We start from the raw sequence: 21303 nt of genomic DNA, 5'->3' as shown, positions 1-21303 counted from the left end.
GTGAGAAAAGTTGGAATAATAACTGGAGTAAGGCGCATAGGTTTTCACATAGCCAAAGAGCTTTTAGAGGATGGCTGGTCTTTGGCAGTGGTTTATCTTTCTTCAGAAAAGGAAGTAGAGAAATTAAAAAAGTACGGGGAAGTTTTGGGAATAAAAGCCGACCTTTCCGAAAGAAATTCTTATAAAGCTATAGTTCAAAAAACTTTTGATGTTTTTGGAAGGATAGATGCCTTTATTCATCTTGCAAGTCCTTACTTTCCCACACCACTTGAGAGCTTAACTGAAGAAGATGTGAAAAAACATTTTCTACCCATAGCGGAGGCTTTTTTGTTCATATCCAAAGAATGTGCTTCTTACATGCTCAAAAACGAGCAATCCATAAAGGGAAGAATAATAGCCTTTGGAGATTGGGCAACAAACACCACACCCTACAAAAACTACAGCGCTTACTTTATCTCAAAAGGCGCTTTACACACTTCAGTAAAAGTTCTTGCAAAAGAGTTTGCCCCTTACATATTGGTAAATGCCATAGCCTTAGGCCCAACCCTAAAGCCCCCCGATTTTTCCCAAGAAAAATGGAATAGCTACATAGACAAGACGCCGTTAAAGAGGGAAGTCTCCATAAGGGATGTAGTGGAGCTAACCAAGTTCCTTCTTAGTGTGGAGAGCATGACCGGAGAGATAATTAACTTGGATAGCGGAAGGCACATATCGGGCGAGTGCAGTTAAGCTTTTTGGCTGTTTAAAAACTGCTGGATCTTTAACTCAATCATGTCTTTGTGGTATAGTCTCTCTTTTTTTAGTCTTTCTATTTCCATCTCCAAGTCGTGAGTCATCGGATGGTGTTTTTCCAACTTATCTATCTGTTTGTCAAGCTCCTCGTGTTTTTCGTAATGATACCTAAACTCTTTGTCCTCCTGAAGGAGTTTTTGTATTATCTCCTCTCTTGTCATATCAGATCCTCCTTCCTTGGCTTCAATAATATTAAACCAAAAATGGATAGAACATAGCCAAAAATTAGGACAGAAAGTGGAGCAAAGATAATGTAAACTATAAAACTAAAGAAAAAGGGAAGGGAGGCTAAGAAGTATAGCCAAAAGTATCTACGTATGGCTTTTTGAACCCACTGTGTTTCCTCTTTGGTGTATATGGGGAAAAGTTTTTTTCTTAAGGTTAATACCAAAATGAGAGAAAAGATACCTAAGGTTAGAGTTATAAGCATACCGCCTAAGACCAAGTTTATGTGAAGGGGTAGTTTAAAGTAAGGATATAGGGGCAAACATGCGAAAAACAGGAGAGTTATTAGGCCTACAGTAGCTCCAAAGAATTGTTTTACTCTTTCGTAAAAAAGCTCCTTCATGGTTAAGTAAGATTAAGGAAGCGGTAGCCTTAGTGTGCCTAAGATATACTTCAGGTCGTCATCCCTAAATAAAACTCCTACTCCTGCCATTCCGCCCCTCAGTTTTTTGTTAAGAAGCTCATCTCCACCTACCCTTATATACACCGGACCTTTCACGTTATATTGTAATCCAACCTGAAGGTTTGGTTTTAGTTTTTTATTGTCTATCCTCTCCTTTCTTCCAAAATCCCAAAGATCGGAAAACAGCATAATCTTTTCGTTCCAAACCAAATCAAAACCCACTCCACCTTCAGATTCCTTCAAACCAGCCCTAAATACTGCCTCTTTGCCAAAAAGAGGAAATATCCTTGCGTACTGCAGGGTAAATTGGGGGGTAAATTCTTTTTTTATTACGGTGCCCGCATTGTTCGTTTCTTCGTACGTAACCTTACCCCTTGAATCCCCAACTATCTCTGCTAAGTAGTATTTTTCATTATCTGGTTGTACTTTTAGTGTCAGTATTCCTTTGCCGTCGTTATCTTTGTAAATCTCTCCTCTAAAACCTATATAGAGTTTTGTCCTTTTGGCTACTTCCCCTGCCTGCGAAAAAGTTCTTGTGGCGGATGCTAAGTTTTTGTATAGTTCCTCATCCTTGACCAGCTTTCCAATAGTGCCTTCTCCACTCTCAATTCTGGAAAGAATAAGATTTAGATTATGAGATGCTTGTGCAAGGTTTTTAGATAGGGACCGCAAATCTTCTCTGTTTTCGGTAACTACTAAGTTAAGATTTTTTGAAAGCTCGTTTAGATTTCTCACCAACTCGGGGAGAGTAGCCTTTGTATTTTCCGAAACTTCTCTTAGGTTTTCTATTATTTCCTTTATGTCCTGCCTATTTTCGGAAGCAATACCTTCTAAGGTAACCACGAGTCTATCTATGTTTTCTATGGTTTGAGGTAGTGTTTTGCTGAGGTTGTCAGCAAGGATCCTGATTGAGTGTATGGCAACCCTAAGATTATCTCTGTTTTCTTCCGCAATCCTATTAAGGTTGAAGGTTAGTATCTCTAAATTTTCTATTACCTGCCTAATATTTTCTCTGTTTTCTGCCAAGATAAGTTGAAAGTTTTGGGCAAGAGATTTTACCGCTTCCGATGCATCTGCCAGATCTTTTATCAATTTATCCGTATCTGCATAACCTAAGGTTTGACTTATAACTCCACCTTCCTCTAAAATACCTGCCTGAGAACTGCCAGGATACACAGAAAGGTATTTATCGCCCATAAGTCCAAGGGTGCCAATCTTGGCAGAGGCATCTTTGTAAAGCACAATGTCTTTATCTACTTCAAAGACTACCTTGACCCTTTCACCTTCCAAGCTGATACTTTTAACCTTACCACTCTTTATGCCCGCCACTCTAACTTCCGCACCAACAGACAGTCCAGCCACATCTTTGAAATAAACCACATACTCTTTGGTAGGTGGTCTAAAAAAAGGAATATCTCCAAAGGTTACTATTAGAAAGCCAAAAGCCAAAGCTACAGCTAATACGAAGGCACCAAGCTTGGCTTCTACGGATAACCTCATAAGTATAGTATAAATAATAATTGCTTTTTGCGAATTCTTTGCTTAAACTTTTCATAACTATGAGCGAAAAGGTTTATGCTTACGATACAACTTTGAGAGATGGTTCCCAAGCGGAAGGAGTGAATTTTTCCATAGAAGATAAACTGAGGATAATTGCCAAGTTGGACGAATTTGGCATTGATTACATAGAATGTGGCTGGCCTGGATCAAACCCTAAGGATACGCTCCTTTTTGAAAAGCTCAAAAAGATGAAGTTAAACGGGTCAAAGATTGTAGCTTTTGGTGCTACCAGAAGGCCGGGTAAAAAAGTAGAAGAGGATCCGCAGGTGGAAAATCTAATAAAGTCTTCCGCTCAAACTATTACTATCTTTGGCAAGAGTTGGGATTTTCACGTTTTGGAAGCTTTAAGAACTAGCTTGGAAGAAAACCTTGATATGATAGCCCAAACGGTGGAATATCTTAAAAGGTATGTGCCAGAGGTGATTTTTGACGCAGAACACTTCTTTGACGGATACAAAAGAAATCCAGAGTATGCTTTAGAAGTCCTTAGGCATGCCCTTCAGGGGGGTGCAGATTGGATCGTGCTGTGTGACACAAACGGTGGATGCTTGCCCCATGAGATATACGAAATAACAAAGAAGGTTAGGGAAGCCTTTCCAGAGGCAAAGATTGGCATTCACGTGCATAACGATTCGGACTGTGCGGTGGCAAACTCTATAATGGCAGTTTTGGCTGGAGCCAGACAGGTGCACGGCACTATAAACGGCATAGGGGAAAGGACTGGAAACGCAAACCTTTGCTCCGTAATTGCAAACCTACAGTTAAAGCTTGGCTTTTCTGTGGTGCCAGAGGAAAACCTCAGAAAGCTTACCGAGTTGGCTCACTTTGTCGCAGAAATTTCCAACATGCCAGTGCCGAGGAACATGCCCTATGTAGGAGACAGCGCCTTTGCTCACAAGGCAGGAGTGCACGCCTCTGCGGTGCTAAGAGAAAGCAGAACTTACGAACACATAGACCCATCCTTGGTAGGAAACAGAAGAAAGATAACTGTTTCTGACCTTTCTGGAAAGAGCAACATAGTGTATAAGCTGAGAGAAATGGGCATTGAGGTAGATGAAAGGTCTCCAGAGGTTTTAAGGCTTGTGGAGAAGATAAAAGAGTTAGAGAAAGAGGGTTATCACTTTGAGGCTGCGGAAGCTTCTTTTGAACTGCTTTGTAAAAGACACTTTGGTTTGGTTAGGAACTACTTTGATCTTGACGCATACAGAGTGTTAATAGCAAAAAGAAGCACGGACGAATTGCCAGTATCGGAGGCTACAGTTAGATTAGTGGTGGAAGGGGTAAAAGAGCACACCGCCTCTTTGGGAAACGGACCAGTTAGTGCCTTAGACAGAGCCCTTAGAAAGGCTTTGGAAGAGTTTTATCCAAACTTAAAGGAAGTTCAACTTATAGATTACAAGGTTAGGATTGTGAATGAATCTGAGGGAACATCCGCAAAGGTCCGAGTGCTGATAGAATCAACGGACGGAAAGAGGAAGTGGGGAACGGTGGGTGTTTCAGAGAACATAATAGAGGCATCCTGGATAGCCCTCACAGACAGCCTTGTGTATAAGCTGATGAAGGATGAGGAGGAAATGCAGTGAAGTGGTTGATTCTCAAAAGGTCTAAAATTAGAGTTTTTGGTAAAAGTGGAAAAACACTACCTAAGGGTTTTCAGGAAGAGCACACCGCCTTTCTTCATAATCTTCTGACAAACGACATAAAAGGTATGAAGCCTTACACTTTGACCTACAACCTTTGGCTAAAGCAAAATGGCTTTCCCATTGAAGATTTTTTTGTGTATAAGCTTGAAGACAGCTACATTTTGGACACGGGAGGAGAAAGCAACAGAATAATCGCTGAGTTTGAAAAACTAAAGCTTTCTCTGAAGGTCTATTTTCAGGACCTGACCGAAAGCTACAGACACCTTTTCGTCTTTGAAAAAGACAGTAAAGAGTGGATAGAAAAAACCTTTGGACAAGTTCCGCAGGAGGGCAGTTTTTTTGAAAAGGACGGTATTTTTGTAGCCAACAATCCCATAAGGATTAGAGAAGAGGGCTTTGACATCTTTGGCAAAATAGACGATGTTTTGGAACTTTTGCCAAAAAGTGAAACGATCTCAGAAGAGGAGTTTGAGGATTTGAGGATAGAGAGAGCTATACCAAAGATAGGTAAAGAGTTGAGAGATGGTTTTTCGCCTTTGGAAGCAGGTCTTTTACAAACCGCCATAAGCCTTACAAAGGGCTGTTATGTAGGTCAAGAAGTCATAGCCAGGATATACTACAAGGGAAGACTACCAAGGACTTTAGCCCTATTCCAAGTTCAAAACGTAAAGGAAGGAGAAAAGATAGTAGAGGGGGACAAGGACATAGGTATTATCACATCGGTATCCAGAAAGGGTTTAGCTTTGGGATATGTGTTATTTGCCAAGGCGGAGAAGGGTAAAGAATACACAACGGAAAACGGACGAGCAGTTTTGCTTGAAACCTTAACTCAGGAAAAGCCTTAGCCAAGCTTTGAAGAATAGGCTTTTGTAGGTATATTCTCCGGTAAGAAGTTTGTAATAGGCTTTGAGCGCACCTTTTTTGCCCCACATGTAAGCCCATTTCTGAAATTGGTAAGCAATCCTTGCGATCCTTCCCGCATATATTAGCTCCTTTATCATGGGTTTGGATAGCCTTTTGTATTCCAAATTGGGATTTGAAGGATTAGTAATAATTGCCCTTACCGCTAAGATTGCGCCATAGAGCGCATAGTAAATTCCTTCCCCAAGGAGTGGATCTACGCAGTTAGATGCATCTCCCACCAAAAGGACCCTCCCACTGCCACTGTGGAAATCCTTTTCTTTTTCCAAAAAGGGTATGTGCCAGCCATGGATCCTTGAGCTTTCTTTCAAGCCAAGCCTTTTTGTATAAACCTTTAGGATCTCCAAAAGCTCATCCTTGCCAGCGGATGCAATTCCCACGCTGTTTGGGAAAACCCAAGCATAGCCCCTTTCCACAAGCCCTACGTCTATTCTCACCTCCTGATCTAACCCTGTTTCGGAAAAGAACTCCAAAGACCTGAAAAACTTATCCTTTTTATAACCAAGAGCTTTTGCAACCTTTGAATAAAAGCCGTCTGCTCCTATTAAAAACTCCGCTTCTACCTTTCCCCTACTCGTTAAAATTTCCATCCTTTTACCTTCGTTAAATCCCAAAAACTCACATCCATCCCAAACTTCAGCGCCAGCCTCCAAAGCCTTCTTTACCAAAAAGTAGTCAAATTCGGACCTATCCACTATGTAAGCCAAAGGTTTAAAACAGCTAAAAGTAAAGGATTCTTCACCTTTATAACCAAGAGTTCCCATTCTTATGGTGTGTTTTATCAAACTGTCCCAACCCGTAGGCAATAGTTTTTCTACCCTTGCAGAAAGACATCCTGCGCACAGTTTAAATCTTGGAAGCGCCCTTTTCTCTATAAGCAAAACCTTTAGCCCACTTCTTGAAAGCTCGTAGGCACTCATGGCACCCCCAGGACCACCACCTACCACAACCACATCAAACCTCATCTTTCCTCCACAAACAAAGAAAACACTTCAAGGTTAAACCTTTTCCTCAGCTCTCCCCTTACCATAAAGCTAAGGGTGGTTTTGTCATTTTTAAACTGTGCATACTTTTTTAGTATTTCCTTTTTTTCTTCTTCCGGCAGACTATCCCAAAGGTGTTTGTAAAGTTTTTTTTCGAGTTCCATAAGTATCTCTTCCGCCTCTACTTTGCTTTTTGGATTCACCTCCGGCACTTGAATAAACTGCTTCAATCTTTCCAGCTTTCTTTTAAACCTTTCTTGCCAATCTTCTACACTTTGTTTCAGAATAGCTCTTTTCCTTATTTGTTGGATATGTTTTAAAGCAAAAAATGCGGGAGTTTTCTGTCTCCTTTCCGGAGGAATGTTTGCGTAAAATTTTTCTATTCCCTTTTTTATTACCTCCAAAGGATACTTCTCTTCTTCCAATCTTTTCAAAAACCACCTTTCCCTTGGAGACAAAAATACCTCCCCTTTAAGCTTTAGTATTAACTCCACTATTTCTGAGTAAGGACTATTTGAAAAGTCTTTTTCACACCTCACTTAACAAACCTTTTAGACTATACTTCTTTTGTTCTCCGGTGTGTAAGTTTTTTATAGATATGCTTTCTTCCTTCATCTCATCCTCGCCGACGATGACCGCATAGTCTGCCTTCAACTTGTTCGCGAGTTCCAACTGCTTTTTTACACTGCTCCTTTTGTAAGAGAGTTCTACCCTTTTGCCCCTTTCCCTCAAAAGCTCACATACCTTGAGGGCATAGCCTATGGTATTTCCTATCGGTATAACAATGTAAAGGGGAGGCTTTTTTGGTAATTCCTTCAAGAGCATACTGAGACGCTCCACGCCTACCGCAAAACCTACAGCGGGAGTAGGCACTCCACCCATCTCTTCAACAAGATAGTCATACCTACCACCTGCTATCACTGTTATTCCTAACTCCTGTGATACGATCTCAAAAACTGTCTTAGTGTAGTAATCCAACCCTCTTACTAAGTTTGGATTTTCAACGTAAGGAATACCAAGACTTTCTAAGTAATCAAGAAGCTCTTTGTGGTGTTTTTCACAGTCTTGGCAGAGAAAGTTTAACGTCTTGGGAGCTTCCTTTACCGCCTCTTTACAGGTAGGAACCTTGCAGTCAAGCACCCGAAGAGGATTCCTGTCCTTTCTGTCTATACAATCCTGACATAAGGCACCCGCTATGCGGTTTAAATACTCCACAAGGGCCTTTCTGTAATTAGGCCTGCATACTCTGCATCCTATGGAGTTTATTTCCACAGAACAGTCTATATTTAGCTCCTTCAGGATTTTGTAAGATATGTTTATTACCTCCGCATCTGCCAAAGGGTCCGAAATTCCAAATACTTCAGCACCAATTTGATGGAACTGTCTGTATCTGCCCGCTTGGGGTCTCTCATACCTAAACATAGGACCTTCGTAGAAAAGCTTAGTGTAAGGTTTCAAGGCAAAGAGCCTATGCTGGATAAAGGCTCTAACAACACCTGCGGTCCCTTCCGGTCTGAGTGCCAAAAGCCTTCCTTTCTTATCTGGGAACACGAACATTTCCTTCTGAACTATATCGGTAGCCTCCCCTATGCTTCTCTGAAACACTTCTGCATACTCAACTACAGGTAGGATGACTTCTTCAAAGTTGTGAAGTTCAAGAATCCTTCTTACAGCACGCCTTACTGCATTAAACTTATCAAGCTCCTCTCCGAATATGTCGTGAAAACCTCTAACGCTTATGAATTCTGCCATACAGTCTAAAATTATAAGTAAATCTCTTGCGATAGCTCACTTTCTTTACCTATACCAATCCTATTTAGAATAGCCTTACCTCTTAGAGAATCTTTGGGTATGATAATCTCTCTGTTAGATCCCACCACCTTTATTTCCTTATCCGAGATCTCTATATACTTAGGGATTTCTTTGTTATCAAAGAAAAATATCCCCTTGTCTTTGAGTGCTTCTTCGTAAATAATCATCGCTTACCTCCTTTCTTAAGGATTTTAGCCAAAAGTCCGGTTTATACTATGATTTTTGTCTGAAAGGTTTAGACTATAATTATTTAGCTTAGTGGAGGAGAAATGCCACGTTTGTTCAGAAGAATAAAGGAAATCAGAGGGTTTATTAGGGATGTAAAGTGTGAAGGTAACAACGTGTCCGTGGGTTTTGTGCCTACGATGGGTTATTTACACAAAGGACACATGGAGCTTATAAAGCTTTCAAAACTGCAGAACGATATTACAGTTGTAAGTATATACGTAAATCCACTCCAGTTTGGGGCGGGGGAAGACTTTGATCGGTATCCAAGAGATTTGGACAGGGACCTTGAGCTTTGTGCAGAAGCAGGGGTAGATGTGGTATTTGCTCCAAGCGACGAGGAGATGTATCAAGAACTTCCAATCACAAAAATAGAAATTCCAGGTTTAACAGACAAGCTGGAAGGCCTTTACAGACCTGGACACTTTAACGGCGTTGCTATTGTGGTGTTAAAACTCTTCAATATAGTTCAGCCTACCAGAGCTTACTTTGGAGAAAAAGACTATCAACAGCTAAAGGTTGTGGAAAGATTAGTAAAAGATCTATCTATTCCCGTAGAGATTATCCCTGTGCCTACGGTAAGAGAAGAGGATGGCCTTGCTTGCAGTTCAAGAAACGTCTATCTTAGTCCAGAAGAAAGACAAAGTGCATTGGCTATATACAAGTCTTTTTTACTGGCTCAAAAACTCTTTCAAGGTGGAAACACGGAGGCTGCTCTGCTAAAGCAGGCAATCAGAGAATTTCTTTTAAAACACCCCCATGTAAGCAAAATTGATTACGTGGAAATAACAGATGAGAATTTAAATCCGGTTAATGAAGTGAAAGAAGGAGATAGAATTCTTGTGGCTGTTTACGTGGGCAACACAAGACTGATAGACAACTGGAGGATAAGCCATGAGGAAGTATGAAGGTATGCTTACAGCCAGAGGAGTAAAGGTCGGGATTGTAGCAAGCAGGTTTAACCATGCAATAGTGGAAAGGTTAATAGAGGGTGCAATAGACTGCTTTTTAAGACACGAGGGAAAAGAGGAGGATTTAACCTTGGTCAGAGTGCCGGGATCTTGGGAGATTCCCATGGCGGTCAAAGAGCTATTGCTCAAGGAAGATGTTGAAGGAGTAGTAGCTCTTGGAGTTCTAATAAGAGGTGCTACTCCCCATTTTGACTACATAGCCAATGAGCTATCAAAGGGTTTGGCTATGTTAAGTTTGGAGCACAGAAAACCTGTATCCTTTGGTGTTATCACTGCGGACACACTGGAGCAAGCTATAGAAAGGGCTGGAACAAAGCATGGAAACAAGGGATGGGACGCCATGCTCTCGGTAATAGAGATGATAAACCTCTTCAAAGATATAAGATGATTTATAAAACAAAAGCGAGAGAAGACGCTTTTTTAGTTCTTTACCAGTGGGACATAAAGGGAGGGAACATAGAAGAAATTATAGAAGAATACATAGCTATGAATAAGATAAAACACGAAGAAAGGAGAAGATACTTGAGGAAACTCTTAAGAACCTACTTCAATCACGCTGAAGCTGTTGATAAACAAATAGCAGACAATCTTGAAGGTTGGGACTTTGATAGATTGGGCTACATAGAGAGAAATATCCTTAGGTTGATTTTCGCCGAATTGCTTTATATAAAAGTAAAATATCCCGTACTTGTACTTTCTGATTACCTTAAAATAACCACCAAGTATGCAGGAAAAACACCAGCAAAATTCATAAATGGCGTTATATCAAAGCTAAATCTATCAAACACCCCCTCTAATCCTGCGGAAAATACTTAAACCTTCTCCTTATTTACCTCTTCACCCTTTACCTCTTTGATCTTTTTTTCTTCTTCCGTTTCACCAGATAGGGCTTTCTTGAAATTTCTGATACCTTCGCCTAAGCCCCTTCCCACTTCGGGTAATTTGGAGGCACCAAATAGAAGGAACACTATAAGCAGTATTACCAACAACTCAGTTAGATTAGGCATGTGAAACATTGTATATTACCTCCTTAGGTATGATTTTAACCATTCTACAGTTTTTTTCAACCCATCTTTTAAACTTGTCTTAGGTTCCCAACCCAGAAGCTCCTTAGCCTTTCTGATGTCAGGACATCTTCTTTTTGGATCCTCTTCCCTTCCTTTTAGCATCTGTATAGGTGAGTTAGAATTTGTTATTTCCAACACAAGCTTTGCAAGGTCCAATATGCTTATCTCTTCAGGATTGCCTAAGTTAATGACCTGACCCTTTAAGTGGTCCGTAATAGAAAGCTTAAAAATACCATCCACTAAATCTTCTATGAAGCAAAAACTCCTGGTTTGACTTCCATCTCCATAAATTGGAATAGGCTCACCCTTTAAAGCTTTAGAGAGAAAAGTGGGAATTACCCTACCGTCATCCATTCTCATCCTCTCGCCGTAGGTATTAAATATCCTTGCTATTCTGACATCTACTTTATGCTCTCTCCAATAAGCCATGCACAGAGCTTCCGAAAATCTCTTAGCTTCTGAATATACGCTTCTTACACCTACGGGATTTACATATCCCCAGTAATCTTCCCTTTGGGGATGAACCTGCGGATCTCCGTAAACTTCGGAAGAGGATGCAAAAACATACCTTGCGGACTTTAGCTTGGCAAGTTCTAAGGTGTTTAGCGTTCCTAAGGAATCTACTTTCATCGTATGTATTGGATAGTTCATGTAATCTACCGGTGAAGCAGGACAGGCAAAGTGTAGTATCAAATCCAAAGGTCCATCTATGTATAGGTAATTTACCACGTTATAATGGATAAACTTGAATTTTGGATGTCCGATAAGATGGGCTATGTTGTCCGGACTTCCTGTTATAAAGTTGTCTATTCCGATGACTTCAAAGCCTTCTTTTAAAAATCTATCGCACAGATGGGATCCAATAAAGCCAGCGCAACCGGTTATCAAAACTCGCACGATGAAATTATATTAAAACATAGTGTAGTGTAAAATAATTGATATGGGCAAAGTGCTTGTTTTATACGATTCAAGAACAGGAAATACTGAAAAGATGGCTTTTTTAGTAGCAGAAGGTGCAAAAAGGGTGGAAGGAACGGAGGTAAGAGTTAAAAAGGTAGATGATGCGACAAAAGAGGATGTACTTTGGGCTGATGGGCTTGCGGTTGGTTCCCCTACAAACATGGGGGTCATCTCTTGGAAACTAAAAAGGTTTTTTGACGATGTTTTGGGAGAGCTTTGGGGAGAGATAGACGGGAAAATTGCCTGTGCCTTTTCCTCTTCAGGTGGTTGGGGTGGTGGAAATGAAACTGCCTGTATGTCTATACTTACAGTGCTTATGAACTTTGGCTTTTTAGTCTTTGGAGTAACTGACTATGTAGGCAAGAAATTTACCCTTCACTACGGAGCGGTTATAGCTGGTGAGCCAAGAACAGAAGAAGAGAAGGAAGCTTGCAGAAGACTTGGAGAAAGGCTTGCCCAGTATGTAGCTATCTTCTTTGACGGCAAAAAGGAGCTTTTGGATTATGTAAGAACCTTTGAGGGAAAGTTTAAAGATTGAACACTTTTCTAAGTTCTTCCAAATATTTTTGTTTGCCCAAGCAAACCAAGAATAACTTATGCAAGGGTTTATAGTCAGTGTAAAATATTTTGGAAGGAGGTTTTATTATGAAAAATCCTCTTGATCTTCAGCTTCTTGAGGAGCTTTCCAACTTAGAGTATTATATTGTAAAGACTCCTATCAACTCAAAGGATTTTTGGAAAGAGTGGCAAGAGAAATTTTCCAGAGCTTATATGGCAAGAGTTGCAACGAAGAAGCTCTTGAAAAGCAAAAAGATGAGCTACGAAGATATTTCAAAGTATAAGTCTATACTTACCGCCTATGAGGATATACTCCACTACTTGGAAATTTTGAAAGCCCTTGCACTACATTTAAGAGGGTTTTATCCTGCAGGACAGGACGTAGAGTTTGACGACGAAGATATTGATATAGATTTTTAGGAGGCTAAAAAAATGCCCTTTGGCAAAAAAACTCTGAGAGATGTAGATGTCTTTGGTAAGAAAGTATTGGTTAGGGTAGACTTTAACGTGCCCATAGATGAATTTGGCAACATAGAAGATGATACGCGTATAAGGTCTTCTTTGCCGACTATTGAATACCTTTTGGATGCAAAGGCTAAGGTAATTCTGATGTCCCATCTTGGAAGACCAAAGGGGAAAAGGGATCCTAAGTTTAGCCTTGCTCCTGTTGCAAAGAGACTCTCTCGGTATCTCAACAGAGAGGTCAAGCTTGCCCCCGCATGCGTAGGGGAAGATGTAAAAAAGATGGTTCAGGAGTTAAAGGAAGGAGAGGTGCTACTTCTTGAAAACCTACGCTTTAATCCTGGAGAGGAAAATAAGGATGAGGAATTTGCCAAAGAACTTGCGAGTTATGGAGAGGTTTATATAAATGATGCCTTTGGCACCTGCCACAGAAAGCACTCATCGGTTTATTTGGTTCCTAAGTTTCTTAAGCCTGCGGTGATGGGCTTTCTTTTGGAAAAGGAAATAACATACTTTGAAAGGGCTATGGTCAATCCCCAAAGACCAGTAGTTGCCATCATAGGTGGCGCAAAGGTGTCTTCTAAGCTTGGTATTCTGAAGAACTTGCTTAGAAGAGTGGATAAGCTTTTTGTGGGTGGAGCAATGGCATTTACTTTCATAAAGGCTATGGGTTATCCGGTGGGTAACTCTTTGGTTGAGCATGAGCTTTTGGAAACTGCAAGGGACATAATAGACGTAGCAAAAAAATTGGGAGTTAAGTTTTACCTACCGGTTGATTTTGTGGTAGGCACGGAAATATCAGATCAGACACCTACAAAAGTGGTCCCTTGGCAGGAAATACCTGAAGGATGGATGGGCTTGGATATAGGACCTGTTTCTGTAAGTCTTCTGAAGGAGGTAATCTCTGACGCTCAGACTATAATCTGGAACGGTCCTATGGGAGTTTTTGAGTTGGATAGGTTCAAAGATGGCACTTACGAAACCGCAAAAATGCTGGCACAGTCCTCCGCCCTAACAATAGCAGGTGGAGGGGATACGGACCATGCCATACATAAGGCAGGTGTTTATAACGCCATAGACTTTGTTTCTACGGGTGGTGGAGCCTTTCTTGAACTTTTGGAAGGAAAAACCCTTCCGTGCATTGAAGTTCTGGACGATAAAGCTTAACTTTAGAGTATGATTCAAAGAAGAAAAACAAGGCAAATCAGCGTAGGTTGGGTGAAAGTAGGCGGTTCTGCACCAATAGTGGTGCAGTCTATGACATCTACAAAAACCCACGATGTGGAAGCTACTCTGTCTCAAATAAAAAGATTGGCTCAGGCGGGATGCGAGCTGATAAGGGTCGCAGTTCCTCACCAAGAAGACGTAGAAGCGCTACCTGATATAGTCAAAAATTCCCCCATCCCCGTTATAGCGGACATTCACTTTGCACCCTCCTATGCCTTTAAGTCTATGGAAGCTGGTGTCCATGGAATACGAATAAATCCAGGAAACATCGGCAAAGAGGAGATAGTAAAAGAGATAGTAGAAGAGGCTAAGAAAAAGGGGGTTGCAATTCGCTTAGGGGTAAATTCAGGATCCCTTGAAAAAGACCTTTTGGACAAATACGGATACCCAAAAGCAGAGGCGCTTTTTGAAAGTGCGGTCAGGTGGTCCGAAAAGTTTGAAAAGTGGGGGCTTTACAACTTCAAGGTATCTATAAAAGGTTCGGATGTTTTGGAAAACATAAAAGCCAACGAACTCTTTGCAGAGAAAACAGACATACCACTGCACATAGGAATAACAGAGGCGGGCATGGGCTTAAAGGGCATAGTAAAGTCCTCTGTAGGCATAGGCATACTGCTTTACAAAGGTATAGGAGATACGATAAGGGTTTCTTTGACGGATGACCCAGAAGTGGAAGTAGAAACCGCTTATGCCATACTTCAATCTCTGGGGCTAAGAAGGAGGGGTATAGAAATCATAGCCTGCCCCACCTGCGGTAGAATAGAGGTAGATTTGCCTAAGGTAGTTAAGGAAGTGGAGGAAAAATTAAAGGGCTTGGATAAACCTCTGAAGATTGCCATAATGGGGTGTGTGGTCAATGCCATAGGGGAGGCAAAAGAGGCAGATCTTGGGCTTGCGTGTGGGAAGGGTTTTGCTTGGCTATTCAAAGACGGAAAACCTATAAAGAAAGTAAGCGAAGAAAATATGGCAAAAGCTCTATTGGAGGAGGTTTTAAGCTATGAAAGAAAAAGAGAAGTATGAGAGGCTTTTAGAAAGGGCTCAGCTGATAGACAAAAACGTTCAGATAAATTTTGTAATGCTTGATCTAAATCCGAAGTGGATGAAGTGCAGAAGAACAAGAAGACTTGTCTTTCAATTTCACAAGCTTGGTCAAGAGGAAGGTATGACCGCCTGTGGGCTAAAGCTTGAAAAGTATCAAATATTACCAGAAAGACAGGAAAATTTGGTTATAACTCAGGTAAATATGATGCTTGGAGGACTTGGTGTTTTGGTCTTCTTTGACCTTTGTCCTCAATGCTTTGGCAACGTAAATAGATGTTCTCCAGAAGTTTGATGTAGTTTAATCGTAAATTGCTTGACATTGTCAAACCACTCCATATATTCAAACTTATGGAGGAAATAATAAATGTAATGGCAAGGGGACTGATAGCTCTGCCGAGCGACATAAGAAAGAAACTAAACCCGAAAGAGGGAAACATAGTAAAGGTGCAGGTTAAAAACAATCGGATCATCTTAGAGAACGAAGTAGGGATATACGCCATAAGGGGAAGCATTGAAAATGCAAGCTATGTTGAAAGGAGCTTTGCCTAAATACTCCAAAAGGATTTAAAAAAAGAAAGGAGGGGTAAAGATGGAAGTAAGCTTGAAACCATTCGCACCAAAGGTTTTGCCACCTAATTACACCCCTGGTGTAGATAGTATGAGCTCCGAAGATTTTCTAAAAATATATCTGGAGACGCTAAGATATCAGGATCCTTTCCAAGCACAGGACCTTTCAAAGATGTTAGACGATGTGGTCAAGTTAAACCAAGTTAGGTTTTTTAACGACATAAGATCTTTTACCGAAGGTATAAAGGCTCTCTTCAACCAATCTACCCTAATTTCCAGTCTTTCCCTAGTGGGTAAGGATGTTGTTTTTTCGGTTGATGAGGTTAGCACGCTAAAGGAAGGAAAATACACTCTTCTTTCTTCGGAAGATATAAACGATGTGGTCGTTAAGTTTATGGATGGAGATACGGTAGTGAAAGAGTTAAGGATGGACCTTAAAAAGGGTTTAAATGAACTCAGTTTGGATGGCTTTCCAGGAGGGCAGTTTAAAGTTAAGATATACAAAGACGGAATGGAATATCCTTACGTGCAAGTTGGCTTGAGGGGTGTTATAAAAGCTGCGGCAGTTATAAACGGAGAGCTTCTTTTTGAGCTTGCCGATGGTAGCTTACTAAGCCCGTCAAAAATAATATACATAGGGGGTGCTTAACCATGATGAGAAGCTTTTTTAACGCAGTTACAGGACTCAACGCATACAGAACTTGGATGGACATAACCTCTGATAACTTAGCTAACGTAAATACCATAGGCTTTAAGGGAAGCAGGCCCGTCTTTCAAGATGTGATATCTTCAGTTACTATAGGCCTAAATACTGTGACGAACACTATGAAATCTACCACGTATGGGGCAGGTATTTTGGTGGATAGCACGCAGAAGCTCTGGACCATAGGCAACTTTAAACAGACAGGTGTAAATACAGACCTTGCTATACAAGGTAGAGGTCTTTTTATAATTAAGGATCCGATAAGCAACACGTTCTATTACACCAGAGATGGGCAATTCAGACTTAGCAGGGATGGTTATATGGTAAACTCTGGTGGTTTAAAACTACAGGGTTTTAGAGTGGATGAGAAGGGAAGGACCATAGGTACTGGGCTTGAGGACATACACGTTATACAACAACTTCCTCCAAAATCCACAGGAACAATCACCTTTTTACAACCTTCCAATTTAAACGCTGACGCTGCCGTGCCAGCAACACCCTTTGACCCAAACGATCCAACTTCCTACAATTACAAATACACCATAACAATATACGACAGTTTGGGCACTCCCTATCAGGCGGACCTATTTTTTAGAAAATCAGCAACAAATATGTGGGAAATTTACCTGCGCTCGGACATTAATCCCAGCACTGCTGGTTATGAGCTGTCAGGTAATTGGACAAATGTGCAGTTTGATCCTTCTGGTAAGTTGATTTATGACGGCGATGTAGTTAGAGAACCATCCCCTGACGGAAGAAGCTTTTTGTATTATTTAAACCCTGCTTCCTTAACTGTTCCTACTACTACACCCAGCGGAGGAACCTTTCCAGCTGCTGCAGATTGGCGCATATACGTAGGTGAAACGCCCCAAGTAGGTGCCCCAAATATTGGAGATCCAATATCAAATTCCTACATTACTCAATACTCTGCAGATTTCATAGTAACCGCAGACCAAGACGGATACGCCAAGGGGGACCTGGTGGATGTTTATGTTCTTTCCGAAGACGGTGCAGTAGTGGGTGTATACTCCAACGGCAAATCCTTACCTCTTTACAGGGTAGCCATAGCTGTTTTCCCCGATCCGGAGGAGCTTATAAAGAAGGGTGCTAACCTTTATACTTCTATTTCTACACCAACAATAATGGCACCGGGTGGTGCAGAAAAAGTCCGCTCTGGTATGTTGGAGATGTCAAATGTGGATATAGCTACGGAGTTCATAAACCTAATTTCCGCTCAAAGGTCATATCAAGCAAACGCCAGAACAATAACCGCAACAAATGCCATACTTGATGATACAATAAACTTGGTCAGATAACCTTAGAAACTGGGTAAAAGGGAGGGAAGCTTAGAGAGGGGAAGGTGAGTGTTGTTCTTGTTAATCCTTTCTATCTGACTTGGTACCGCTTCTGTAGTATAATCAAAAAAATTAATTAATCAAGGAGGTTTAAGCTATGCTAACCCCAGAGCAGTTGGCTATACTTAAGGAGAAGCTTGAGCAAGAAAAAGAAAAGCTGTTAGAGCGGTTCAGAAAGATAGAAGACACTCAAAGTAGAATAGGCGAGCAGATAAGGGAACCCGGAGATCAAGAAGATTTGAGCCAAATGACCTATACCCAAGAAATACTGGATAATCTATCTGCCAGAGAGATGTTCGTGATAAAGGAAATAGATTATGCATTGCAGAAAATACAGGCGGGAACTTATGGGGTATGCGAATACTGTGGTGAATACATAGAATACGAAAGACTTTTAGCCATTCCTTGGACAAGATATCATGCTCACTGTGCAGAGAAGGCAGAAGAAGAGGGAATTATCCCAACTTATACACCTATGATATTTGAAGGCACACTACCTGAGGAGATGGAGATTCAAAGAGAAGACATCACAGAAGCATGAACTTTGATTTTTACCTTCCTGTTGAAATAATATTTGGCAGAGGAAGGATTAAAAGTCTTGGAGAGGTAGCAAAAAGATACGGATACAGAGCTATCATAATAACCGGAAGAAAAAGCGCTAAGGAAAATGGTGCTTTGGAAAAAGCTTTAGGCTCCCTTAAAAGTTGGGGAGTGGAAAAGGTAATCGTCTACGACAAGGTAGAACCAAATCCGACAGATAAGATAGTGAATGAGGCAAGCCAAATAGTGGTTGAAGAAAAAATAGATTACATAGTAGGTTTGGGGGGAGGTAGTGCATTAGATACCGCAAAAGCGGTTTCTATAGTTTCTTCCAATGAAGGTTACGCTTGGGACTATGTTAATTATCCAGAAGGTCCGAGACTTATTCCCTATCTTAACAGACCGGTAATATGCATACCTACAACTGCAGGAACAGGGAGCGAAGTGAATCGCTATTCGGTGATATCAAACCCTATCAGAAAGGAAAAGTTGGTTATATCCCACTCTCTGAACTATCCGAAAGTAGCCTTAATAGACCCAGAGCTTTGCCTTTCTATGAGCCCAAAGCTTACCGCCATTACCGGAGTAGATGCTTTCATCCACGCCCTTGAGTCTCTCACAAACAAAGTGGAAAACGTCTTTGCGGATGAATTGGCCATAAGGGCTCTGAGGATAATAAAAGAATGGTTGCCTGTGGCAGTTTCGGAACCGAGTAACCTCAAAGCAAGGGAATGGATGAGCTATGCTGCCATGCTTGCAGGTATTGCCATAGATAAAAAAAGGGTAGCGCTAATTCACGGTATGGAACATCCTGTCTCCGCACACTATCCAAACATAGCCCACGCCGAAGGGCTTGCCGCTTTGGCACCAGCTATAACTAACTTTAACTACAAAGGCAATCCCAAAAAGTATGCCTTGTTTGCAGAAATCATGGGATACGAACCTAAGCCTGAAAAGGCGGTTTCTGCAGTAGCAGATTTTTTAGAAAAGGTTGGTATGCGTGTAAGTCTTAAAGAGTTGGGAGTGGAAAAGGAAAAGCTTGAAAGGTTGGCAGAAGATACCTACATGCTCTCAAGGGGACTTTTTCCGATAAATCCTGTAGAGCCTTCAATGGAAGATATACTAAAGCTATACCAACAATCCTATGAAGGTTTTTAAGCTTCTTTTAGCACAAAGTTAAGCCTTGCCCTTTCTTCATCTACGGATACTAACTTTACCTTTACTTTATCTCCTAAGCGATAAACTTTTCCTGTTCTGTATCCTACCAGTCTGTGTGCCTTTTCGTCATATATGTATGTATCCCCTTCCAAGGAAGTTATGCTGACTAATCCCCTTACAAGGTAGTCTTTTAGCTCCACAAAGAACCCAAAAGATGTCACGCTCGTTATAATGCCTTCAAACTCTTCTCCTATTTTGCTTTTCATCAGCCTAACCTTTAACCTTTCTATCGCTTCTTTTTCTACTTTTTCAGCCAGATCCTCCTGAATGGACAAATGTTCGCCGACAAATTCCAAATACTCCACCGTTTTTTGATAGTCTATTTTTTCTCCACGTAGAGCCTTCTTTAAAAGTCTATGAACCACTAAATCTGCATACCTTCTGATAGGTGAGGTAAAGTGTGCGTATCCGTCGCTTGCAAGTCCAAAGTGTCCCAAGTTGTGCGGAGAATACTTTGCCTTCATCATACTACGCAATGTTAAAAATCTTACCAAGTTTTCTTCATCTCTTCCTTCAAAGTCTTCTATTACTTTTTGAAAAAACTTTGGTTCAAGGGAGAGTTTTTTAACTTTGTATCCAAGACCCTCAAGGATTTCAAGTAAGTTTTCTACTTTTTTCATATCTGGTTTTTCATGAATTCTGTAAAGACACGGGTATCCTACAGTCTCAAGGTGCTTTGCTACCGTTTCGTTGGCAGAAATCATAAAGTGTTCTATTATTCTGTGGGCTATGTGACGTTGATAGGGGACTACTGCGGTAGGCTCTCCGTATTCATCCACTATTACTTCTGCCTCTGGTAGGTCAAAGTCTATACTACCCCTTTCCCATCTTCTGTAAGAAAGGATCCTATACAGATCTTCCATTAATCTCAAAGGTTCTATAAGATAGGGATATTTCTTTTCAAGGGCTGGGTCCCCTACTATTAACCTAAGGGCTTCATCATAAGTCAGTCTTGCTTTACTTCTTATTATGCTTTCGTATATGTCATACCAAAGCAGATCCCCTTTTGAATTAAAAACCATTTCGCAGGTAAAGGCAAGCTTGTCTTCTTCTGGTTTAAGACTGCAAAGGTCTGCAGAAAGTTTTTCAGGGAGCATATGAAGTGCTCTGTCTGGAAGATAGAAAGTAAAACCTCTTTCAAAGGCTTCTTTATCAATGGCTGAGCCTTCTTTTACAAAATAAGAAACATCTGCTATGTGCACCCAAAGACGATAGTAACCTTCTGGCGTTTTTTCTATTGCTACCGCATCGTCGAAGTCCCTCGCCTTTGGAGGGTCTATTGTAAAGCATAGGTTGTCTCTTAAGTCTCTTCTCCTTTTAAGTTCTTTTTCCCAATCAATAAACAACTTTTCTGCTTCTTTCAGAGTTTCTGGTTTATGTTCAGTGGGTAACCTGTACTTGTATATTAGTATATCAACTATAAGATTTCTCTCTTTTGGGTCTCCCAAAATCCGTTTTACCTTGCCAGCCATAGGAAAGTTTTTGGAAGGATAACGGGTTATTTCCACAAGCACTATATAACCATCTTTTAGATCCTTACATGCTTCTGTTGGCAACATCACCGTGTGAAAACTATTTTCATCTAAGGGTATTCCATAGCATGCTTTTTTTGTCTTTCTAATGGAACAGACTATTTCTTTTTTCCCCCTCTTTAGAACTTTTAGAACTCTTATTTCCTTCTTCCCTTCAAACTCCACTACCTTAGCTCTTATTTTGTCCCCGTGCAAAAGCTTTTCCATTTCAAAGGGAGGGATGTAAAGATCCTTTTTCCCCTCTCCCAACGAAAGAAAGCCAAAACCATTGGGATTTGCAATTACTGTGCCAACAACTACGTCCTCTTTAGCTAATTTATATTTTCCATTGCTAACAGTTATAAGACCTTTCTTTTTAAGTTTTTTGAGGATTTTTTTTAGTACCTTTCTGCCTTTTTTATCTACAGAAAAGTGTTTAACAAGCTCACTGAAGTTTAAGGGCTTTCTCTTTAGTGCTTTTATTATGTCTTCTTCCTTAAAGAAACTTTCTTTCATGATAGATGCATAATATTTTAAAGCTTTTTTCCCAAACCGCCAT

26 protein-coding genes are annotated in these 21303 nt (G+C 40.8%); 16 read left to right on the top strand and 10 right to left on the bottom strand.

Features of this window, described 5'->3' with window-relative positions; all coding sequences use genetic code 11:
- Positions 1-729, top strand: a complete 729-nt coding sequence (locus tag K217_RS0103130; protein WP_029551677.1) for an SDR family oxidoreductase — start codon at positions 1-3, stop codon at positions 727-729.
- On the opposite strand, the gene K217_RS0103125 is transcribed toward K217_RS0103130, so the two are convergent.
- Genes K217_RS0103125 through K217_RS0103115 form a run of 3 tightly spaced genes read right to left on the bottom strand, consistent with a single transcriptional unit; the run spans position 726 to position 2920 of the window.
- A complete protein-coding gene (locus tag K217_RS0103125; RefSeq protein ID WP_029551676.1) occupies positions 726-953 on the bottom strand; it encodes a DUF465 domain-containing protein in 228 nt (75 codons plus the stop codon). The two genes, K217_RS0103130 and K217_RS0103125, sit on opposite strands and share 4 nt — an antisense overlap.
- Entirely contained in the window at positions 950-1360 is a 411-nt protein-coding gene (locus K217_RS0103120) for a hypothetical protein (protein WP_029551675.1), read from the bottom strand. The genes K217_RS0103125 and K217_RS0103120 overlap by 4 nt, the downstream gene beginning before the upstream one ends.
- A 12-nt stretch (positions 1361-1372) precedes the next feature.
- Positions 1373-2920 carry an MlaD family protein gene (locus K217_RS0103115; protein WP_029551674.1) on the bottom strand — a complete coding sequence of 516 codons (1548 nt, stop codon included), beginning with the start codon at positions 2918-2920 and terminating at the stop codon, positions 1373-1375.
- A 59-nt stretch (positions 2921-2979) separates the two neighbouring features.
- Here K217_RS0103115 and cimA point away from each other — a divergent pair, with 59 nt between their 5' ends.
- Together cimA and ygfZ are read left to right on the top strand one after the other, a co-directional pair.
- Complete coding sequence (gene cimA, locus K217_RS0103110; protein ID WP_029551673.1) at positions 2980-4563, top strand: citramalate synthase; 1584 nt, start codon at positions 2980-2982, stop codon at positions 4561-4563.
- Positions 4560-5468 carry a CAF17-like 4Fe-4S cluster assembly/insertion protein YgfZ gene (gene ygfZ / locus K217_RS0103105; RefSeq protein WP_029551672.1) on the top strand — a complete coding sequence of 303 codons (909 nt, stop codon included), beginning with the start codon at positions 4560-4562 and terminating at the stop codon, positions 5466-5468. Before cimA ends, ygfZ begins: the two co-directional genes overlap by 4 nt.
- Here ygfZ and K217_RS0103100 read toward each other — a convergent pair.
- Genes K217_RS0103100 through K217_RS0103085 form a run of 4 tightly spaced genes read right to left on the bottom strand, consistent with a single transcriptional unit; the run spans position 5448 to position 8506 of the window.
- Entirely contained in the window at positions 5448-6509 is a 1062-nt protein-coding gene (locus K217_RS0103100) for a geranylgeranyl reductase family protein (RefSeq protein WP_029551671.1), read from the bottom strand. The two genes, ygfZ and K217_RS0103100, sit on opposite strands and share 21 nt — an antisense overlap.
- Entirely contained in the window at positions 6506-7066 is a 561-nt protein-coding gene (locus K217_RS0103095) for a hypothetical protein (protein ID WP_029551670.1), read from the bottom strand. The genes K217_RS0103100 and K217_RS0103095 overlap by 4 nt, the downstream gene beginning before the upstream one ends.
- Positions 7056-8279 carry a histidine--tRNA ligase gene (gene hisS, locus K217_RS0103090; RefSeq protein ID WP_029551669.1) on the bottom strand — a complete coding sequence of 408 codons (1224 nt, stop codon included), beginning with the start codon at positions 8277-8279 and terminating at the stop codon, positions 7056-7058. Before hisS ends, K217_RS0103095 begins: the two co-directional genes overlap by 11 nt.
- An 11-nt stretch (positions 8280-8290) precedes the next feature.
- Positions 8291-8506: a hypothetical protein gene (locus tag K217_RS0103085; protein ID WP_029551668.1), complete on the bottom strand. Its 216-nt coding sequence runs from the start codon at positions 8504-8506 to the stop codon at positions 8291-8293.
- Between the two features lie 102 nt (positions 8507-8608).
- Here K217_RS0103085 and panC point away from each other — a divergent pair, with 102 nt between their 5' ends.
- Genes panC through nusB form a run of 3 tightly spaced genes read left to right on the top strand, consistent with a single transcriptional unit; the run spans position 8609 to position 10351 of the window.
- Positions 8609-9472: a pantoate--beta-alanine ligase gene (panC, locus tag K217_RS0103080; protein ID WP_029551667.1), complete on the top strand. Its 864-nt coding sequence runs from the start codon at positions 8609-8611 to the stop codon at positions 9470-9472.
- Positions 9459-9923 carry a 6,7-dimethyl-8-ribityllumazine synthase gene (gene ribH / locus K217_RS0103075; protein WP_029551666.1) on the top strand — a complete coding sequence of 155 codons (465 nt, stop codon included), beginning with the start codon at positions 9459-9461 and terminating at the stop codon, positions 9921-9923. The genes panC and ribH overlap by 14 nt, the downstream gene beginning before the upstream one ends.
- Positions 9920-10351: a transcription antitermination factor NusB gene (nusB, locus tag K217_RS0103070; RefSeq protein ID WP_029551665.1), complete on the top strand. Its 432-nt coding sequence runs from the start codon at positions 9920-9922 to the stop codon at positions 10349-10351. Before ribH ends, nusB begins: the two co-directional genes overlap by 4 nt.
- Here nusB and tatA read toward each other — a convergent pair.
- The gene (gene tatA / locus K217_RS0103065) at positions 10348-10551 is read right to left on the bottom strand and encodes a twin-arginine translocase TatA/TatE family subunit (protein ID WP_029551664.1); all 204 of its coding nucleotides are present in this window, start codon (positions 10549-10551) and stop codon (positions 10348-10350) included. The genes nusB and tatA overlap by 4 nt on opposite strands.
- Before the next feature lie 6 nt (positions 10552-10557).
- Entirely contained in the window at positions 10558-11499 is a 942-nt protein-coding gene (locus K217_RS0103060) for a UDP-glucuronic acid decarboxylase family protein (protein ID WP_029551663.1), read from the bottom strand.
- Positions 11500-11542: 43 nt separating this feature from the next.
- On the opposite strand from K217_RS0103060, the gene K217_RS0103055 reads away from it, so the two are divergent.
- From K217_RS0103055 to K217_RS0103010, 10 genes are all read left to right on the top strand, one after another.
- Positions 11543-12100 carry a flavodoxin family protein gene (locus tag K217_RS0103055; RefSeq protein ID WP_029551662.1) on the top strand — a complete coding sequence of 186 codons (558 nt, stop codon included), beginning with the start codon at positions 11543-11545 and terminating at the stop codon, positions 12098-12100.
- Positions 12101-12207: 107 nt separating this feature from the next.
- Positions 12208-12540 carry a hypothetical protein gene (locus K217_RS0103050; RefSeq protein ID WP_029551661.1) on the top strand — a complete coding sequence of 111 codons (333 nt, stop codon included), beginning with the start codon at positions 12208-12210 and terminating at the stop codon, positions 12538-12540.
- Positions 12541-12552: 12 nt separating this feature from the next.
- Positions 12553-13749: a phosphoglycerate kinase gene (locus tag K217_RS0103045; protein ID WP_029551660.1), complete on the top strand. Its 1197-nt coding sequence runs from the start codon at positions 12553-12555 to the stop codon at positions 13747-13749.
- Positions 13750-13758: 9 nt separating this feature from the next.
- Positions 13759-14829 (top strand): flavodoxin-dependent (E)-4-hydroxy-3-methylbut-2-enyl-diphosphate synthase, encoded by a 1071-nt coding sequence (gene ispG / locus K217_RS0103040; RefSeq protein ID WP_029551659.1) that lies wholly within the window; start codon positions 13759-13761, stop codon positions 14827-14829.
- Positions 14807-15142, top strand: coding sequence for a hypothetical protein (locus K217_RS0103035; protein ID WP_029551658.1), 336 nt, complete (start codon positions 14807-14809; stop codon positions 15140-15142). Before ispG ends, K217_RS0103035 begins: the two co-directional genes overlap by 23 nt.
- Before the next feature lie 77 nt (positions 15143-15219).
- Positions 15220-15399, top strand: coding sequence for an AbrB/MazE/SpoVT family DNA-binding domain-containing protein (locus K217_RS0103030; RefSeq protein WP_029551657.1), 180 nt, complete (start codon positions 15220-15222; stop codon positions 15397-15399).
- Between the two features lie 40 nt (positions 15400-15439).
- Positions 15440-16066 (top strand): flagellar hook assembly protein FlgD, encoded by a 627-nt coding sequence (locus K217_RS0103025; protein ID WP_029551656.1) that lies wholly within the window; start codon positions 15440-15442, stop codon positions 16064-16066.
- Positions 16067-16068: 2 nt separating this feature from the next.
- Positions 16069-17436, top strand: a complete 1368-nt coding sequence (locus tag K217_RS0103020; RefSeq protein ID WP_029551655.1) for a flagellar hook protein FlgE — start codon at positions 16069-16071, stop codon at positions 17434-17436.
- A gap of 136 nt (positions 17437-17572) precedes the next feature.
- A complete protein-coding gene (locus tag K217_RS0103015; protein WP_029551654.1) occupies positions 17573-18016 on the top strand; it encodes a TraR/DksA family transcriptional regulator in 444 nt (147 codons plus the stop codon).
- On the top strand, positions 18013-19173 hold the full coding sequence (locus K217_RS0103010; RefSeq protein WP_029551653.1) for an iron-containing alcohol dehydrogenase: 1161 nt from the start codon (positions 18013-18015) through the stop codon (positions 19171-19173). The genes K217_RS0103015 and K217_RS0103010 overlap by 4 nt, the downstream gene beginning before the upstream one ends.
- Here the strand turns inward: K217_RS0103010 and rnr are convergent.
- Positions 19170-21260: a ribonuclease R gene (rnr, locus tag K217_RS0103005; RefSeq protein WP_029551652.1), complete on the bottom strand. Its 2091-nt coding sequence runs from the start codon at positions 21258-21260 to the stop codon at positions 19170-19172. The two genes, K217_RS0103010 and rnr, sit on opposite strands and share 4 nt — an antisense overlap.
- Positions 21261-21303: the final 43 nt, after the last annotated feature.

The sequence above is a fragment of the Thermocrinis jamiesonii genome (assembly GCF_000702425.1).
GTDB lineage: Bacteria > Aquificota > Aquificia > Aquificales > Aquificaceae > Thermocrinis > Thermocrinis jamiesonii.
The sequence above is the reverse complement of the archived record's forward strand: the minus strand, read 5'-3'. Positions and strand labels throughout refer to the sequence as shown.